Consider the following 18213-nt stretch of genomic DNA (forward strand, 5'->3'; position numbering starts at 1 on the left):
CGGTCCGAGAGCCGGGACGGGCCAGCGACCCAGAGGCGTGCTCACGCTCACCCCGTTCTTCCTCTACTCCGAGTTCCAGGAGTGCTGGGAGCCGCGCTACGACTCCATGGGCGGAATGCACCTGCTGGTGCGGGCTCTCGTGGAGGAGATGGCGGGGCGGGGCCTGCCGCACCGCGTGCTCACCATGGCGCCGCCCGGCGTTCCCCGCGACCTGACCATCGCCCGGAACGTCACCGTCCACGCGCGACGATTACCCGTGCTGCCCATCCCGTCCCAGTTGGAGGGTTACTTCGGGCTGGTCGGCGCGTGGGCCAAGGGAAGCCTGCTGTGGGTGCTGCGGCACCGCGAGCGGCTGCGGCGGGAGATCGCCGTCCTGCACGCGCACTGCGACGGCTCCGGCTCCGCGCCGTTCTACGGGTGGCTGGCCGCGCGGGCGCTCGGCGTCCCGCTGGTGGCGCAGATCCACTCCAGCCGGTTCCTCAGCCAGCACCCGACCACGCTGTACGAGCGGCTCACCGACCCGTTCGCCAAGTGGGCGGAGCGGTTCGCCGTCCAGCGGTCGGCCGCGGTGCTGATGCTGACCGAGAAGGCCCGCGCCGAGATGCGCGAGGCCGCCGTGATCGACCCCCGGCGCGTCCACCGCCTCGCCTACCTCGCCACCGACCGGTTCGCCGAGGACGACACCGAGGAACGCCGGGCCGAGATCGTGCGGCGGTTCGGCCTGGACCTCGACCGGCCCGTCGTGCTCTACGTGGGGCGGATCTCGTCCGAGAAGGGCGTGGAGTTCTTCGTCGAGGCCGCCGCCGAGCTGCGCCGCCGGGGCCGGGACTGCCAGTTCCTGGTCGCCGGGGACGGCCCGACCCGTCAGGACATCGAGAAACTGGCGGCCGACCGGGGCATCGCCGATCGCTTCACGGTCACCGGTTTCCTGCCGCACGAGCTGATCCCGTCGGTGATGGCGCTGTCCGAACTGGTGGTCCTGCCCTCGCGGTACGAGGAGCTCGGCGTCGTGATCCTGGAGTGCATGAGCATGCGCCGGCCGATCGTCGCGCACGACGTCAACGGGGTGCACAAGCTCATCGAGCACGGCAGCACCGGGCTGCTGGTCCCGCCGTTCGACACCCCCAAGATGGCCGACGCCATCGAACTGCTGCTCGACGACCCGGCGATGCGCCACCGCATCGCCGAGACCGCCGCGCCACTGCCCTCGGCGATGTACTCGCTTTCCACGGCGGCGGACCAGCTCACCGAGATCTACGGGGAGTTGGGCGTATGCGTCTGACCCTCATCGCCCCGCACCCCGACGACATCGCGCTGTCCGTCGGGGGATGGCTGAACCAGGTCGGGCCGCGGCTGCGCGCCGCCGGTTGGTGGCTGGACCTGGTCACCGTGTTCACCCGCAGCGTCTACGCGCCCCTCGCGGAGGCGGACGTGCGGGGCGAGGACGCGGTGAGCCGGCTCCGGCTGGCCGAGGACCTGCGCTTCGCCCGGTACCAGGAGTTGCGGTACTCCGCGCTCGGGCTCCGCGACTGCTCATGCCTGGGCATGGACGACGAACGAGAACTGGTGGCCCCCACGGACACCGACCCACGACGATCCACTGTGGACAGATGGGTGGCCGAAGCGGTCACCGGCAGCACCGTGGTCGTGGCGCCACTGGCCGTCGGCGGGCACGTCGACCACCGGTTGGTGCGCCACGCGGTGGACAACGCGCTCGGCGCGACTCCCTGCCTGTGGTACGAGGATCTGCCGTACGCGCTCGAAACAACCGTGCCGACACCACGGTCACCCGCTGACGATCGTCCACTGTGTCCGTCGCTGGTGGACATCACACCCCACCTCCCGGCCAAACGCGCCGGCCTCACCTGCTACCGCTCGCAGATGAGCGACGGCGACATCGAGGACATCCTCGGCTACCGCCCCGACGGCGGAGGCACGGCGACCGAACGCCTGTGGTCGTCGCCCGACCTCGCCCCGCACCTCGCCCACGATCTCGGGCTGGGCGAACCGGCCCCCTCCCATCCCACCCCGGTCGACCTGGAGGACAAGTGACCTCGGAACTCGCGTTGTTCGGCGGCACACCGGTGCGCACGGAGCCCTTCCCGGAGGGCCCGCGCTTCCGCGAGCGGGACCTGGAGCGCATCCGGGAGGTGGTGGAGTCCGGCAACCTCGGCGGCATCCCCTTCCCCAACCGCGCCCACCGGGAGTTCGCCGAGCTGTTCTGCGGCCGGCTCGGCGCCCGGCACGGCGTGTTCCTCGCCAACGGCACGGTGAGCCTGTCCGTGGCCCTGCGCGCCCTGGGCGTGCACGCCGGTGACGAGGTGATCACCACCGGCTACACCTGGATGGGCACGGCGGCCGCCATCGTGCACATCAACGCCGTGCCGGTGCTCGTGGACATCGACCCGAACACCTGGTGCGTCGACCCGGCGGCGGTGGAGGCCGCGATCACCCCGCGCACCAGGGCCATCGTGCCGGTACACCTGGGCAACCAGATCGCCGACCTCGACGCGTTGCTGGCCATCGCCAGGAAGCACGACCTGGTCGTGCTGGAGGACTGCGCCCACGCGCACTTCGCCGAGTGGCGCGGCCAGTGCGTCGGAACCCACGGCGACGCGGGCAGCTTCAGCTTCGAGAGCAGCAAGATCATGACCTCCGGGGAGGGCGGGTTCCTGGTCAGCCGGGAGGAAACCACCCACCACCGGGCCATGTCGCTGGTCAACTGCGGGCGCAAGGAGGAGGGGTACGACTCGTTCGAGGGCCGCATGCTCGGTTGGAACAACCGGGGCACCGACCTGCAGGCGGCCTTCCTCGTCGGGCAGGTCGAGCAGCACGACGAGCTGCACGCCCGGCGCAAGTCCAATGTGGAGCTGCTGACCAAGGGGCTGACCGAGATCGGCGGCTTCACGCCGGTCGGCGACGACGACCCGCGGGTGACCCGCCGCCAGTACTACGAGGTGCTCTACCGGTTCGACGCCGAGCAGTGGGGCGGCGTGCACCGCGACCGGGTGCTGGAGGCCCTGCTCGCCGAGGGCGTCGAGTTCGAGGGAATCACCTTCTACCCGCCGCTGCACCGCGATTCGCTGTTCACCGTCAGCGCCCAGGACTGGCCGATGATCCGGGACCGCTACGGCGACCACCTCGGACCGGAGGACTTCCACCTCCCGGTCTCGGAACGGGCCGCCTTCGACGAGTCGGTGTGGGTGCACCACTCCCTGCTCACCGGCCCGGCCTCGGACGTCGACCAGATCCTGGAGGCCGTGGCGAAGGTCCGCCGCAACGTCGACGCCCTGCGCTGATCCGACCGCACGGAGGCGCTGTGAACCCGACCAGACAGGATCTCCGGACCGAACCCGCGCACCACGACGGCGATCACCACGACGGCGATCACCACGACGGCGATCACCACGGCGCCCGTCCCGCTGGCGGCGACCTCCACGACGCCGTGGACCTGTTGCACAGGGCGCTGGCCCTGGTGCGCGCCCACGCCGACCAGTGGGACCCGCTGGGGGCGGCGAGCGTGGTGGCGGTCGAGGCCGCCGCGCAGGTGGTGGCCGTCCACACCGGGGCGGGCCGCGGGAACGGCACAGCGCCCGGGGCCACCGGTTCCCGGAGCCGACGGACCGACGAGATCCAGCGGGCCGTCGACAGCGCCAGGGCCGCGGTCGTCGCGACCACCTTCGCCCTCCGCGAGGCGGCGGACGAGGAACGTCGGCGACGACAGGCGGCTCCGCCCGGCGCCTGACGCGCGGTCCGCCGCACGACCGGCCGCCGTGCCCCCGGGGTGCGGGCGTCGCCCACGCCCGCACCCCGCCGCCCACTCCTTCCTGGACCGGCGCCGACACGCCCGGCGCCAGATGGGACGTGGACCGATGCGCGTTCTCCGACTCACTCCCTTCTTCCACCACGACTGCGTCACCTCGTGGCCGGCCGAGTTCGACGCGGTCGGCGGGATGCAGTCGCAGATCCTGCGACTCTCCCGCGAGCTGGCCGGAAGGGGCGTGCGGCAGCAGGTGCTCACGCTCGGTTTTCCCGGCCTGCCCCGGGTTCGGGTCGACGCGCCGAACCTGGTCGTGCGGATCACCAGGGCGCCGCTGCCCCGGTTGCGGTCCGAGCTGACCGGCCTGGTCGGCCTCAACCAGGCGTGGCTGGTCGCCGCGCTGGCCGAGTGCGTCCGGCTCCGCGCGACCTGGCGGCCGGACCTGATCCACGTGCACGCCGACGGGCAGCTCTGGGCGTTGCTGGCTGGGCCGGCCGCGTCCCGCGTCCTCGGCGCGCCCTACTGCGTGACCCTGCACTGCTCGCGTCTGTCGGTGTACCAGCCGATGTCCCGGGTCGACCAGCTCCAGCACCGACTGGTCGTCGCCGCGGAGAAGTGGGCGCTGCGCCGCGCGTCCGGTGTGTCGACCCTCACCGACCGCACGGCCGCCGTGGTCGCCTCCGCGCTCGCGGTGGACCGGGCCGACATCGAGGTGGTTCCCGACGCGGTGGACACAGAATCCACTGTGGACGGCTCGGCCGCGCGCGATCTCCTCGCACGACTCGGTGTGCCCGCCGGGCACCGGGTCGTCGGCTACGTCGGCCGCGTCGCGCACGAGAAGGGCTGGCCGGACTTCGTGCGCCTGGCCAGGGAGCTGGCCGCCCGACCCGTGACCTTCCTCGTGGTGGGGGACGGGCCGCAGAGCGGACGAATGCGCGAGGAGGTCGCCGCCGCCGGTCTGGTGGAACGCTTCCGGTTCACCGGTTTCCTGCCCCACCACGACATTCCGACGGTGATGGCCGGGTTGGACGCCCTGGTCATGCCGTCACGCCACGAGGAACTCGGCGGGAGTGCGCTGGAGGCGATGCTCGCCGGCACCCCGGTGGTCGCCTACGCCGTGGGCGGGCTGCGGGACACCGTCGGCCACGTGACGCCGTCACTGCTCGTGCCGCCCTCGGACGTGTCGGCGCTCGCCACGGCGGTTCGGGCTGTGCTCGACGATCCGCACATCTACCGCGCGCAGGTCGCGGCAGGCCGGTCGTGGCTGACCGACCAGTTCGACGGCGGTGCTGTCGCGCGCCGGGTGATCGCGCACTACGAACGCGTTCTCGCCGGCACGGCCACACTCCGCTCCAGCCGTGGTCAGGGATAGTCATCAGCTCAGCGGGCACGGCCGGGCCGTGGCATTCGCCATGTCCGAGCGGCGTACCGGATCGAGGTCCGTTGCTACGCCGGACGGAGCAGGACTGTGGCGAACGGACGCAATTCGGACGCCAATCGACACAAGGGCGTAGTGGGACGCAACGGCAGCACCTAACTTGCACTCAGCGGACGCCCTCCGGCTGCCCCGGGGCGGACGAGAGTAGATGGGGAGTGCCGTGGAGACGGGCACTGGCGGAGCATTGGGTGGATTGTTCGGAGGTCTCTTCAGGATCGTCACCGACGCGGCCAAAGCGTTCGCGGCCAACGTGGCCGAGGCGCGCAAACACGCACGCGCCGACGACCAGTACGTGACCGCTGGTACGCACTGGGACGGTTACAGCCACAAGGCCCTGTTCAAGATGGTGTGGCAGAACGCCGAACCCGGGCAGGTCGAGTCCGTCGCGGACACCTGGCGGCGGCAGGGCGTCGACATCGAGCGGCGTGCCGAGGAGCTGCGGCAGTCCCTGGCCGGTCTGATGCGGTACTGGTCGGGTAGTGCGGCGGACGAGGCGACGAACACGGTGCTGCGCAACGCGTCCTGGCTGTCCGAGCTCGGGGCGACGACCACCCAGATGGCCAGGCCGATCGACGACGCCGCCGGCGCGTTGCGGGCGGCCCAGCAGCAGATGCCCGCGCCACCCGGTGGTTTCAACTGGGCGTCCCTGGCGGGCGGTGCCGCCGCCGGCATGGCCTTCGGCGGACCGATCGGGGCCGGGATCGGCGCGGTCCTCGGCGGCATCGGCAGCGTGTTCGGCGGGCGGAGCAAGAAGCGCAAGCTCAAGCGCTGGGCCGTGCAGACCATGCAGCGGTTCGAGAGCGCGGCCGTCGGCGTGGACAACTCCACCCCGGCCTTCCGAGGACCCGGGAAGGGGACCGGCGGCGACGGCGGCGGACTGGGACCGCGCCAGCCGGGCGACGGCGTGGGACGGCTGCCGACCATCCCGGTGCTGCCCCGGGTTCCCGGGTCGCCCGGCGGAACGACGCCGAGCCGCACCGGTTCCCGTGGCGATTCGGGCTCCGTGTCGACGATCCCCTCCTTCGCGTCCAGTCCGGACGGTCGGTGGAGCGCCCTGACGAGCGGCTACGGCTCCGGCTCCGGATTCGGTCTCGACGGTCAGAAGTTCGGCCTCGGGGGTAGTGGTGGCGGCGGTGCGCGGCCGGGCGCGGGCCTGGGCACCGGAGCGTTGCCGATCGGCGGCCTGCCCCTCGGCGGGTTCGGCCCGGCCGGCCGCGACGCCCTGCGCACCGCGCGCCCCGGGGCCGGCGCCGCTGGGATGCCGTGGGCGACGACCGGCGCGCAGCGCCGGGACGAGGAGGACAAGGAACACCGGCGGCGGTTCCCGTTCGAGGACGACCTGTTCGAGGTCGACGAGAAGACCGCCCCGCCGGTCATCGGCGGCTGAGGGGGATTGGGACATGGACGTGGAGAACTCCAACTCGATGCCGCTGTCCGGTGGCTGGCAGGTGGAACCCGAGCGGGTCAGGGCGTTCGCCCAGGCCGTCGCGCAGGTGCGGGCGGACTTCGAGGCGCTGCGGGCCGACGCCGAGGAACTGATGAACCCGGCCAACCAACCCAGGATGGGCACCAGCCCGGTCGGGCTCGCCCTGACCGACAAGTTCACCGACCGGCTGGGCGGAACCGAGGGTCTGCTCGAACAGCTCGCGGTGGCACTGGGCCGGATGAACGAGTTCATCGAGAGCGCCGAGAGCAGCGCCGCCCGCTACACCCACGAGGACACCACCGCCGCCGACTCCCTGCGGACGACATGAGCACCACGGCACTGGGCAGCGACCGCGCCCACCTGCACCCGTACGAGGTCGACCTGCTGTGCGCGTACGCCGAGGTCGAAGCCCCGTTCCCGCTGGAGATCCCCGCCAGCGGGACCTCGGACGCCGAGCGCGCGGTGGTGTTCCGGGAGGTGCGTCGAACGCTGGAGGCCCGGGACCTGGCCGACGACACCGGGCCGACCGGACTCGCGGCCGACCTGGTCGGCCTCCTGCGGGACCGGACCGGCGCGCTGGACATGGTGCTGTACCAGGAGAACCTCGCTGTGCGCGTGGCCGCCCTGACGCGGGGCGACGACGCGCTCCTCGCGGTCCAGCGGTCCGACGACCCCGAGGAACTGGTCCGGCTGCGCCGCCTGCCCACCGACCACGTGGTGGACGCCGTGCTTCGCCTGGTCCCGGCCAGGGACGCGGCCAGCGTCATCCCGTTCACGGTGCCGCTGCGCGCCCTCCGGATCGCCGAGAAGGCGATCGAGGATCAGGTGGAGTCCGGCGGACAACCGCTCGACGACGAGCGGTTGTCCGCGTTGTTGCGGGACAACGGGGTGGACGACCGCGTCCTGCGCCGCGTCGTGGCCACCCTGCAACCGGTGCAGTGCACGGGGCAGATCGGAGCCAGCGCGCCGGGCGACCAGGACGGGGTCGACGTCGACGACGTCGACGACGTGCGGATCGGCCAGGAGCTGAGCTGGGTCGACACCCCGCGCGGCCGCCACCGCGTCAGCGAGGAGCCCGGTCAGGACGGCGCCGGCTGGGCGAGCGTCAACCCACTGTCCGGAGAGGACATGCGCCGGCGCGTCCGAGATCTGGTGGGTCTGCTCCGCCGACGCTGACGAGAGGTTCCCTTAAGAGGACGGAGGTCGCGTCGGTCGGCGGCGTTCGCTCGACGCGGCTTCTGTCCAATTTGTCCTCAATGGACTGATCGCGTCGCTTCGTGTTCGCTGAGGCGTGAGGAAGGAGCAAGGCTCGGCCCGGCCGCTCCCGCCGCCACGGCAACTCCCGCATCGACCGCTCTGCGCGCCCGACTACATGGGCCTCCTGGGCTGATCCCGGGGGATGCGCACAACGGCCAGGACCCACGCGAACATGCTGCCGTCGTTGACGTTGCCCGGGCCAGCACCACCGACAACGGCTGCCCCGACCACCGCGGGCCAGGTAGATCCCGATGATCACCCCGCCCCAGAAGGCACCCGGCAGCATGAACACCTGGTTCGCCGTGCCCGCTGCGTGAGCCGCTGGCCTCCTGCGTAGACACCGGTGATCCGGCGAGCTCCGGCCGCCTGCTGATGGCACGCACGATTGCGGAGCCCACAGTCACCTACCTCTTTGTCCCCCCGCAAGGCCAGATGAGCAGGGTGACCAGACCGTTCACCCCTCGACAGGAGGTGGCAGTCTGTCGTAGGGGTGGTGATGGCGCGGAACTGCTGAGCCGGTTGAAGCGGCGCTCGACGACGTTGCGGCTGTGGTGGATCGCGGGATCGAAGGTGGGTGGGCGGTCACCGATCCGGCCGCCGTGGGAACGGTTGGCTTGCTCGTCCTGGTGTTCGCCGGTTCGCCGGACGGTGGCCCGGATGCCACGCCGACGAGGCTGAGTACGAACAGAGCGGCAGGAGTAGGCCTTGCCCGCGATCACCCGTACCCGTGTCACCAGCTTGGTCAGGGTTGTGGGGCGAGTGTGGTGCGTGACCACCGCCAGAACCGGTGGGAAACACCTCTTCCACGGCCCGTGACGTTCCGGCGGGTCATGCCGTGCCACACCGGTCTTGGCCTTGGACAGCGTCCCGTTGATCACGCGACGGGCGCCCGCCCACGGGCGCCCCTTGGCGCCCCGGAGCGGACGCAACAGCGGCTCGATCGCCTGCCACTGCTCATCGCTCGACTCGTGCCCGCGTGTCGCTCCCGAAAACCACGACAGGTCGGCCGTGCCAGCTCGCGGGTTCCTTGGGAGGGCGGCGGTCGCGGCGATCGGGGGTGTGTCGGTAAGGCGCGGCTTCTGGCCGGTCTGTCCAGAATGGACGGAGCTGTCGTTTTGTGTTCGTTGTGGCGCGGGGAAAGGGGGAGGTCGGGAGTTGGGTGTGGGGTGGTGGTCAGGTGCGGCGCGGTGTCTCCGGTCGGGTTCCGGCCCGTCGGAGGGTCGCCAGGAGGCGTAGTCGCGGGTTGTCGTGCCAGGGCTGCTGTTCCGCCTGTTCGGTCAGTTCGTCGACCAGCTCCTGGTGCAGGCCCAGCTTCATCTCCCACTCGGTCCGGGCCTCCAGGGCGTTGAGCAGCGTCCGCTCCAGTTTCGCCGCGTGTGCTCGGACGATCGCGCTCTCCACTCCCGGGTAGGCGGGCACCTTCCAGTGCTCCAGTGCGGACGCGATCCGGTGCAGCGCCTGGTCGAGGGCTTCCTGGTGGGCGAACCGCATCGCCTCCGCGACCTCGCGCTCGAACATCCGGGCGTCGATCGAGCACTGGTCGGCCCGGAGGCGATAGCCGTCCCGCTCCGTGGCAATGAGTTCTGTTCGCACGCCCAGGTCGTTGAGGGAACGACGCAATTCGGACACACAGGCACGGACCTGGCCGCGGGCGGTCGGCGGCGGTGTTTCTCCCCAGATGGAGTGGATGAGGGAATCCGTCGGAACCACCTTGTCGGCCTCGACCACGAGATGGGCGAGCGCGGCCCGCTGGCGGTAGGAGATGACGAGGTGTCGTCGCGGTCCGAACACGACGCCGACCGAACCGAGCATTTGCAGCGCTGGTCGGCTCGATCCAGTCGGCGTGGTTGTTCGCTCCGGGGCGCGTGTGGGCACGGCATTCCTTTCCGGTGGGGACTGGTGTCGACGGCATGGACGGCTTCGGCCTTAACGACTCCGGAATCGGAAACGCGGCCGCCCGTCGGGAATCTCTTTTTCTGTCCGACACGCTAACCGCATCGCCAGTGGTGGCGATTGAAAATTTTCCCGCGTTCGCGCAACATGGTTGCGTGCCGCGCGACGGGAAGGTCCTCGACGAGCTCGACCACCGGCTGCTCGCCCTGCTCCAGGAGGACTCGGGGCGGACGCTGGGCGATCTCGGCGAGGCGGTCGGCCTGTCGGCGAGTGCGGTTCAGCGGCGCGTGGAGCGCTACCGGGCCAGCGGCATCCTCGCGCGATGTGTCGCGGTGCTGGAGCCGAGGCACGGGCTGGACGTCCTGTTGGCGGTCTGCCTGGTGACGTTGGAGCGCGAGTCCAGCCACGCGCACGAGGAGTTCCGGAGCCGGCTGCTGGCGGCGCCCGAGGTGCAGCAGCTCTACAACGTGGCGGGCGACACCGACTACGTCGTGGTTCTGGCGACCACCGGGATGGCGCACCACCGCGAGGTGGCCGACCGGTTGCTCAAGGACTCGCCGAACGTCCTGCGCTACTCGACGATGTTCGTGCTCGACCCGGTGCGGACGGGCTCGGTGTTGCCGACCCGGCACGCGAAGGAGTGCTGACTCGGCGGCGGAGTCGGCCCGTTCCGTCCGCCGGCCCGCCCACTGCCCCAACAACATGTCCATTGTGGACTGTCCTCAGGCCGACGCCGCCTCCGGGCGTCGTCGGGTCCGCGCCGGCTCGTCCCTCCGGCAGGGGCAGTTCCAGCGGGTGTGCCAGGTCGCGACCTCGGCGTCCTCCCTGGTGCCCAGCCGGGCGAACACCTCGGCCGCCTCGTCCCACAGCGCGTGGGCGGTGCGGTGGTCGCCCTCCAGCGCGTGGCTGGCGCCGAGGTCGCGCAGCGTGCGGGCCCGCCACAGGGGGAGCTCCAGCGCGTGCCAGCTCGCCAGGGCGATGCCGAGCTGCCCCCGGGCGGGATCGTGCTCCCCGGCGGCCAGGTGGTGCTCGCCCAGGGTGCGGCGGACCAGCGCCAGCCCGAACCGGTCGTTGAGGTCGCGGCAGATCTCGACGCAGCCCAGGAGGGTGCCCACGGCCTCGGCGCCCCGGCCCTGGCGAATCATGGTCTTCGCCAGCGACTGCGCGGTGTAGCAGCCGAGCAGCGCGTCCCCGAGGTCGCGGACGATCTCGTGGGCGCGCCGGAAGTAGTACTCGGCCTGGTCCCACTGGTCGTTGGCCCGGTACACCAGCCCGATTCCCCGCAGCGACAACGCTTTTCCTCGCTGGTTGCCCGCCTGCTCGTAGGCCGTCACCGCCGCGTTCAGCGCGCGGAGCGCCGGCATGTCCTCGCCCAGTTCCCGGCGCACGTACCCGATTCCGTAGAGGGCGTGCGCGGTTCCCTCCATATCTCCCAGGTCCCGCAACAGCCGGTGCGCCCTGGTGAGCGCGGGCAGCGCGCCGGCGTGGTCGGCCAACTCCCTGCCGACCATTCCCAACCCGTTCAGCGCCACCGCCTCGCCCCGGCGGTTTCCCGTGCGGCGGAACAGGTCCAGCGCGGTCTGGAAGTGGTCGCGCGCCAGGTGGAGCTGGTCCCGCTTGTAGGACAACTGGCCGAGCCCGCAGGACAGACCGGCCTCGCTGTCCAGGTCCCCGGCGCGCCGCACCGCGGCCAGCGCCGCCCGGTGGGTGCGCTCCCAGGCGTCGTACCGGTTCCGCACCCCGAACCAGGCGAAGACCAGGGCCTCGGCCAGCCGGGCCGCCGGCTCCGCCATGTCGAGCTCCGCCGCGCGCTCCACCGCCGCGACCAGCGACGCCTCCTCCTGCGCGAACCACGCGTCGACCTCCGGTCTTCGCCGCCGGGCCTGCGCGGGCACCGAGTTCAGCTCGACCTGGCACAGCCGGGGCAGCGCCGGCGGCAGGTGCTCGACCAGCCGCTCCACCCGGTCGAGCCACGCTCCGACGACCCGGCCGACGGCGGCCCTCCGGTCCGGCTCGGCCTCCTCGCGCTCGGCGCGCTCCCCGGCGTGCAGGCGGACCAGGTCGTGCACGCGGTACCGGGCCGGCTCGACGGGGGTGCTGATGACCTCCACGAGCTGGGCGTCGAGCAGTCGTTCGAGGATCTCCTCGGCGGCCGGGTCCGGCAGGTCGAGCAGCGGGCCGGCCAGCCACCCGGCGACGGTGGCGTGCCCGAGCGCGCCCAGCAGCCGGTACGCCCGGCGGCTCGGCTCGTCCAGTCCGAGGTAGGTCAGGCCCAGCCCGGTGCGGACGGCCAGGTCGCCCACGGCGAGCTCGTCCAGCCGCCGCTGCTCGCAGCGCAGCCGGGCGAGCAGCTTGGCGACCGGCCAGTGCGGCCGGGCCGCCAGCCGGGCGCCGGTGATCCGGATGGCCAGCGGCAGGTGCTCGCAGAGCCGGACCACCTCGACGGCCGCGCCCCGCTCGGTGGCCGCCCGCCCGTCGTCGAGCAGCCGGGCGAACAGGGCGAGCGCGTCGTCGGCGGGCAGGACGTCCAGCCGCAGCCGGCGGGCCCCCTCCAGCCCGGACAGCGGCCGCCGGCTGGTGACCAGCACCAGGCAGCCGCCGCCGCCCGGCAGCAGCGGGCGGACCTGGGCGGCGTCGGCCGCGTCGTCGAGCACCACCAGCGCCCGCCGGCCGGCCAACTCGGCCCGCCACAGCGCCGCGCGGTCGGCCAGCGCCTCCGGGACGCGCTCGGCGGCGACGCCGACCGCGCGCAACAACGTGTCGAGCGCGGTCTCCGGCCGCAGGGGCCGCTGGTCGCTCGAACTGCCGTGCAGCTCGACGAAGAGCTGCCCGTCCGGGTACCGGGCCGCCAGTCGGCGGGCGGCGCGCACGGCCAGCGCGGTCTTGCCGACGCCGGGCCGCCCGTCGACGCACCAGACCCGCAACGCGTCGTCGGCCGCTTCGACGTCGGCCGCCAGCCGGGCCAGCTCCCGCTCGCGTCCGGTGAAGTCGGGGACGTCCCGGGGCAGGTCGTCGCGCCGGACGGGCGGGGCGGGCACGGCGGGGCGCGCCGGCTCCTCGTCCCGCAGGATCTCCTCGTGCAGCCGGCGCAGCTCGGGGCCGGGCTCCACCCCGAGCTGCTCCACCGTGACCGCGCGTGCCTCCTGGAACGCCTGGAGCGCCTCGGCGCGTCGGCCGCACCGGCGCAGCGCCGTCATCAACTGGCCGCGAAGCCGCTCCCGCAGCGGGTTCTCCCCGACGAGCCGGCGCAGCTCCCCGACCAGCGCGGGGTGCCGGCCGAGCGCGAGGTCGGCGTCGACCCGCTCCTCCAGGGCGGTCAGCCGCTCCTCCAACAACCCCGGCACCACCCGCTGCCGCAGCCAGTCCGAGGCCACGTCGGCCAGCGGCTGCCCCCGCCACAGGCCCAGCGCGGCGCGCAGCAGCTCCGCGGCCGCCGCCGGCGACTCGGCGCGGCGGGCCTCGGCCACCCGCGCCCGGAAGACGTGCAGGTCAACCCGCTCGGCGGGAACGTCGAGCAGGTAGCCGGGCGCGGAGTGCCGCAGCGTGCCGTCCGGCAGGAACCGGCGCAGCTGGGACACGTGCACCTGGAGGCACTTGCGCGCGTTGGGCGGCGGCTGGTCGGACCACACGGCCTCGATCAGGCGGTCGGTCGGCACGACGTCGCCGGCGGCGAGCAGCAGCACCGCCAGGACCTGGCGCGCCCGGGGCGGCGGTGGCGGGTCGGGTCGGGCGCCCGACCGTCGGACTTCCACGGGGCCCAGGATTCCGAAGTCCACAGCCTGCCTCCGAGTGTCAGGAACGCCTGCCCGACGGCGACGCGGCAGGGAAACAGGAGGTCATCGCGTGCGCCGCCCCCGTCCCGGGAGAGGCGCCGGTCCTCGGTGACGGCGACGACTCTTGATCCCACACGCATCCCCGGGCGCGCAGACTAACCCCCGGAAGTCGGGTGTGGCGGTCCGCTTCAAGGAAACGAGTTGACTGGACAAGCAGTCCGGACAGGGCCGGCGGTCCAGACCTTCCCGACGCCCACGTCGAACCCCTGTTTCCCGGGGCCGCGCACCGCTGTTCAGGCGCCGCCGCCTGGAGCAGTGGCCGTCGCGATCAGCGGCGACAACTGTGTCAGAGCAGGGCGGCCGACAGCTCGGTGCGGTGCGCGGCGACCCAGTCGTGGGCCGCGCGCACCGAGCTCACGGCGCCGGCGTCGCGCAGCCGGACCATCGCCGCGTCCCCGGTGTCCGCACCGGCCTCGATCCCGCGCCAACACCGGTCCTGCCACCACAGCACCGTGTCCAGGACACGCGTCCGGTCGGCCAGACCGTAGGAGTCGCACAGCAGGCGGAGCCGTCGCGCGGCCTCGGGCAGGTCGACCACGGTCGGGCCGAGGTCCAGGTACTGCCAGCACATGTGCGCCACGTCGTGCAGTCGGGCGCCGGGCGCCGCGAGGTCCCAGTCGAGGAACGCGACCGGGCACGGACCCGCGCCGTCGTCCCGGTACACGGTGTTCCTCGGCGACAGGTCGTTGTGGCAGACCACCTCCTGGTCGCCGGCGAGCGGTGTTCCCTCCGTGAGGTCGTGGAACCGCCGGACGAGTCGGGCGACCGCCGCCAGGCTCGCATCCGAGTCCACCCCGTCGCCGGTGGGGGACCGCCACGGGACGTGACCGGCCACGAAGGCCAAAATCTCGCGCCCCTGCTCGTCGACGCCCAGCAGCCGAGGGGCGCCGGACCAGCCGTGCCGCTCGAAGTGGGTGAGCACCTGGTGGACGAACTCGCGCCGCCGCCCTCCCCGACGCCGCACGGTGTCCCCGACGCGGACCGGGTGGTTGACGAAGCCGCCGGGCAGGGGTTGTTCGGACATCCCTCCAGTTTCGTGTTCGGCATCGAAATCTTCCGGCGGATTTCCGTGGTTTGTGGCCGAATTCTGTTTCCTGCCGCGAAGTCGTGCTCCGGCTGACGGCCACCGTCACCGGTCGCCGTCACCGGCCACCGTCACCGGTCGCTCCACTGTGGCCGGTGGCGCTGGGGGCGCTCACCGGGGCCGATGCCCTCGCCGCCGACGCCCGGTCGAGGTCAGGTCGAGAACGTGGACCACGACCGCGCCGCGTCGCCGCGTGTCCAGCGAGATCACCCGATTGCGTTAACGTGGGGGTATGCGCTTCGGGGTACTGGGTCCACTGGCCCTGTGGACCGAGGACGGGACCCCGGTCAAGATCCCCGAGCTGAAGGTTCGCGCCCTGCTGGCCGACCTGCTGGTCAACGCCGGTCGTCCCGTCGCGGTGGACCGGCTGGTCGACGACCTCTGGGGGGACGAGCAGCCGGCGAACCCGGTGGCCGCGCTCCAGACGAAGGTGTCCCAGCTCCGCCGCGTGCTGTCCTCGGCGGGGGAGGGCGGTCGCGACCTCGTCCAGTCGCGCCCGCCCGGCTACCAGCTGCGCGTCGACGCCGACGCCCTCGACGCCCACCAGTTCCGGGCGCTCACCACGCGCGCGTTGGACGACGGCGACCCGCGCCGCCGCGCGACCGTGATCTCCGACGCGCTCGCGCTGTGGCGCGGGTCCGCCTTCGCCGACTTCGCCGACCACCCGTTCGCGGTCGCCGCCGCGGCCCGGTTGGAGGAGGAACGGCTCGTCGCGGTCGAGGAGCTGGCCGAGGCCCGGTTGCTGCTCGGCGAGCACAGCCTGCTGGTGGGCGAACTCGGCGACCTGGTCGCCCGGCACCCCCTGCGGGAACGGCTGCGCGCCGCGCAGATGCGCGCGCTCTACCGGGCCGGCCGGCGCGCGGAGGCGCTGGCCAGCTACGCCGAGCTGCGCGCCCGGCTGGCCGACGAGCTGGGCCTGGACCCCGGGCCCGAGCTGGCCGCCCTGCACCAGGCCATCCTGCGGGACCAGGCGACCGAGGCGCCGCCGAGGACCCCGGTGACATCCGCGGCCCGGCCGGGCTCGAACCTGCCGACGCCGCTCACCGAGCTGGTGGGCCGCGCCGAGTCCGTGGTCGAGGTGACCAAGGCGCTCGGCGCGGCCCGACTGGTCACCCTGGTCGGCCCCGGCGGGGTGGGCAAGACCCGGCTCGCGCTGGAGAGCGCGGCCCGGCTGGCCGGCTCGTTCCCGGACAGCGCCTGGCTGGTGGAGCTGGCGGGGCAGGCGACCTCCCCGGCGCTCGGCACGGTCGGCGACGTGGCCGAGGTGGTCACCGCCGCCCTCGACATCCGGGACGACGTCGCCGGCGACCGGGGAGTCCCCGCCCCGCTGGCCGACCGGCTCGTGACGGCGTTGCGCGGCAAGCGGATGCTGCTGGTGCTGGACAACTGCGAGCACGTCGTGGAGCCGGTCGCCGAGCTGGTCGGCCGGCTGCTGCGCGCCGCGCCCGAGCTGCGCGTGCTCGCGACCAGCCGGTCGGCGTTGGGCCTGTCCGGCGAGGTCGTCTGGCCGGTGCCGCCGCTGGAGCTGCCCGCCCCCGAGCACGCCGACGACCCCACCGAGCTGGCCCGCTCCAGCGCCGTGCGCCTGTTCGTCGCCCGGGCCTGCGCCGCCGTGCCGACCTTCGAGCTGACCAGCGACAACGCCGCCGACGTCGCCACGCTGTGCGCCCGGCTGGACGGCATCCCGCTGGCGCTGGAGCTGGCCGCCACCCGCGTGCGCACCCTGGGGTTGCGGGGCCTGGTGTCCCGGCTGCACGACCGGTTCCGCGTGCTGGCCAACGGTTTGCGCGGGGTGCCGCCCCGGCAGCAGACCCTGCGCGGGGTGATCGACTGGAGCTGGGACCTGCTCACCGAGCCCGAGCGGGCGGTGCTGCGGCGCCTGTCCGTGCACGCCGACGGCGGCGCCCTGCCGGCGGTCGAGGCGGTGTGCTCCGGCGACGGCGTGGCCCGTGAGGACGTGCTCGACCTGCTCGCCCGCCTGGTCGACCGGTCGCTCGTGGTGCTGGTCGAGCGGGCCGACGGGCCGCGCTACCGGATGCTGGAGTCGGTCGCCGAGTACGGCGCGGACCGGCTGGCCGAGGCCGGGGAGACCGACGCGGCGCGCGCCCGGCACCGCGCGTACTACCTCGGCTTCGCCGAGCACGCCGACACCTGGCTGCGCGGCCACGGCCAGCGGCAGTGGCTGGAGCGGATCGACGCCGAGGTGCCGAACCTGCGGCGCGCGCTGGACGACGCCGTGTGCTCCGGCGCGGCCGACGACGCGTTGCGCCTGGTCAACGCGATGGCCTGGTACTGGTTCCTGCGCGGCCGACGCGGTGAGGCGGTGCGCGCCTTCGACGTGGCACTGGCCGTGCCGGGCGGTGAGCTGCCCGCCGTGCGCGCCGCCGTGGTCGCGTGGCGGGCGGGGTTCGCGATGCGCGCCGGGCTCGACGACGGACCCCGGCTGGCGGCGGCGGCCGAAGCGGCGTTCCGCGGCTACGACGGGGTCGACGACCCGCGGGGTCGCGCCCGCGCCGAGTGGTTCCTCGCGTTCGCGCACTGGGGCATCGGCGAGCTGTCGATCGGGGAGCGGTGGATCGAGTCGAGCCTGGCCCGCTCCCGCGAGCTGGGCGACCGGTGGGGCGAGGCGGCGGCGCTGACCGCCAGGGCCAGGCTCGCCCTGGGCCGGGGCGACCTGCGCGCGCTGCGCCGGGACGGCGAGGCGAGCCTCGCCCTGTTCCGCGAGCTCGGCGACCGGTGGGGCCAGGTGCGGGCCACCGAGATGCTCTGCGCGCACGCCGAGATCAGCGGCGACTACCGGCTCGCGCACCAGCTCAACCACGACGGGCTGCGCGCCGCCGAGGAGCTCGGGCTGTGGTCCGAGGTCGCGCACCGGCTCTCGATCTTCGGTCGGATCGCCCTGCTGGAGCGGGACTTCGCGGCGGCGGCGGAGTTCCACGGCCGGAGCCGGCGGTTGGCCGTGGAGCAGTCCGACCAGCTCATGGAGCAGTTCGCCGAGGTGGGGCTGGCGCTGGGCGCGCGCAGGCAGGGCGACCTCGACGCCGCCGAGGAGCACCTGCTGGCCTGGCTGGACTGGAACCGCCGGCTCGACGGGGACGCGGGAGTCGCGTTGATCCTGGCCGAGCTGGGGTTCGTCGCCGAGCAACGCGGTGATGCGGAGCGGGCGCGTCGGCTGCACCTGGAGGGGCTGCGCGCCGCCAAGGCGACGGGCGACCCGCGGGCGGTGGCGTTGGCGGTGGAGGGACTGGCCGGGGCGCTGTCGGCGGCGGGGGAGCACGACCGCGCCGCGCGGCTGCTCGGCGCGGCGGACGCGGCCCGGGTGTCGGTGGGAGCGCCGCTGCCGGCGGCCGAACGCGACGACGTCGACCGCGTCGCGGCGAGGATTCGCGACGCCCTGGGGGCCGACGCGTTCTCGGCCGCGTTCGCGCGGGGCGCGGAGCTGGCGGTCGACGACGTGGTGGACGCCGTGCGGGCCCTGCTCGACGAGCTTGACGACTGACTGATCGCGGTCGGCGCGGTGCG

Annotated in this window: 14 protein-coding genes; 10 read left to right on the top strand and 4 right to left on the bottom strand. The window is 73.4% G+C overall.

The features are described 5' to 3' along the window. Positions 1 to 37 precede the first annotated feature (37 nt). The 8 genes from BUE43_RS08365 (at position 38) to BUE43_RS08400 (ending at position 7800) form a co-directional block, all read left to right on the top strand. Positions 38 to 1282, top strand: a complete 1245-nt coding sequence (locus BUE43_RS08365; RefSeq protein ID WP_073480779.1) for a glycosyltransferase family 4 protein — start codon at positions 38 to 40, stop codon at positions 1280 to 1282. Next, entirely contained in the window at positions 1273 to 2052 is a 780-nt protein-coding gene (locus BUE43_RS08370; protein ID WP_073480780.1) for a PIG-L deacetylase family protein, read from the top strand. Before BUE43_RS08365 ends, BUE43_RS08370 begins: the two co-directional genes overlap by 10 nt. Next, entirely contained in the window at positions 2049 to 3299 is a 1251-nt protein-coding gene (locus BUE43_RS08375; protein WP_073480781.1) for a DegT/DnrJ/EryC1/StrS family aminotransferase, read from the top strand. The genes BUE43_RS08370 and BUE43_RS08375 overlap by 4 nt, the downstream gene beginning before the upstream one ends. 20 nt (positions 3300 to 3319) lie before the next feature. Beyond that, positions 3320 to 3745, top strand: coding sequence for a hypothetical protein (locus tag BUE43_RS08380; RefSeq protein WP_073480782.1), 426 nt, complete (start codon positions 3320 to 3322; stop codon positions 3743 to 3745). 127 nt (positions 3746 to 3872) lie between these two features. Next, positions 3873 to 5132, top strand: coding sequence for a glycosyltransferase family 4 protein (locus BUE43_RS08385; RefSeq protein WP_073480783.1), 1260 nt, complete (start codon positions 3873 to 3875; stop codon positions 5130 to 5132). Between the two features lie 259 nt (positions 5133 to 5391). Next, a complete protein-coding gene (locus tag BUE43_RS08390; protein WP_073480784.1) occupies positions 5392 to 6585 on the top strand; it encodes a WXG100 family type VII secretion target in 1194 nt (397 codons plus the stop codon). Between the two features lie 13 nt (positions 6586 to 6598). Then, positions 6599 to 6952, top strand: a complete 354-nt coding sequence (locus BUE43_RS08395) for a hypothetical protein (protein ID WP_073480785.1) — start codon at positions 6599 to 6601, stop codon at positions 6950 to 6952. After that, positions 6949 to 7800: an ESX secretion-associated protein EspG gene (locus BUE43_RS08400; protein WP_073480786.1), complete on the top strand. Its 852-nt coding sequence runs from the start codon at positions 6949 to 6951 to the stop codon at positions 7798 to 7800. The genes BUE43_RS08395 and BUE43_RS08400 overlap by 4 nt, the downstream gene beginning before the upstream one ends. A 485-nt stretch (positions 7801 to 8285) precedes the next feature. Here BUE43_RS08400 and BUE43_RS35925 read toward each other — a convergent pair whose 3' ends face one another. Together BUE43_RS35925 and BUE43_RS08410 are read right to left on the bottom strand one after the other, a co-directional pair. After that, positions 8286 to 8933: a transposase gene (locus BUE43_RS35925; protein WP_407697104.1), complete on the bottom strand. Its 648-nt coding sequence runs from the start codon at positions 8931 to 8933 to the stop codon at positions 8286 to 8288. A gap of 121 nt (positions 8934 to 9054) precedes the next feature. Beyond that, positions 9055 to 9672, bottom strand: coding sequence for an AfsR/SARP family transcriptional regulator (locus tag BUE43_RS08410; protein ID WP_159447712.1), 618 nt, complete (start codon positions 9670 to 9672; stop codon positions 9055 to 9057). Positions 9673 to 9929: 257 nt separating this feature from the next. Between BUE43_RS08410 and BUE43_RS08415 the strand changes: the two genes are divergently transcribed. Next, on the top strand, positions 9930 to 10421 hold the full coding sequence (locus BUE43_RS08415) for an Lrp/AsnC family transcriptional regulator (RefSeq protein WP_073480789.1): 492 nt from the start codon (positions 9930 to 9932) through the stop codon (positions 10419 to 10421). 75 nt (positions 10422 to 10496) lie between these two features. On the opposite strand, the gene BUE43_RS08420 is transcribed toward BUE43_RS08415, so the two are convergent. Together BUE43_RS08420 and BUE43_RS08425 are read right to left on the bottom strand one after the other, a co-directional pair. Next, positions 10497 to 13526 carry an AfsR/SARP family transcriptional regulator gene (locus BUE43_RS08420; RefSeq protein WP_143174027.1) on the bottom strand — a complete coding sequence of 1010 codons (3030 nt, stop codon included), beginning with the start codon at positions 13524 to 13526 and terminating at the stop codon, positions 10497 to 10499. Between the two features lie 367 nt (positions 13527 to 13893). Next, positions 13894 to 14631: a phosphotransferase gene (locus BUE43_RS08425; RefSeq protein ID WP_073480791.1), complete on the bottom strand. Its 738-nt coding sequence runs from the start codon at positions 14629 to 14631 to the stop codon at positions 13894 to 13896. Between the two features lie 292 nt (positions 14632 to 14923). Between BUE43_RS08425 and BUE43_RS08430 the strand changes: the two genes are divergently transcribed. After that, on the top strand, positions 14924 to 18190 hold the full coding sequence (locus tag BUE43_RS08430) for an AfsR/SARP family transcriptional regulator (RefSeq protein ID WP_073480792.1): 3267 nt from the start codon (positions 14924 to 14926) through the stop codon (positions 18188 to 18190). The last annotated feature ends 23 nt before the right edge of the window (positions 18191 to 18213 follow it).

It is taken from the genome of Streptoalloteichus hindustanus (assembly GCF_900129375.1).
Taxonomy (GTDB): Bacteria; Actinomycetota; Actinomycetes; order Mycobacteriales; family Pseudonocardiaceae; genus Streptoalloteichus; species Streptoalloteichus hindustanus.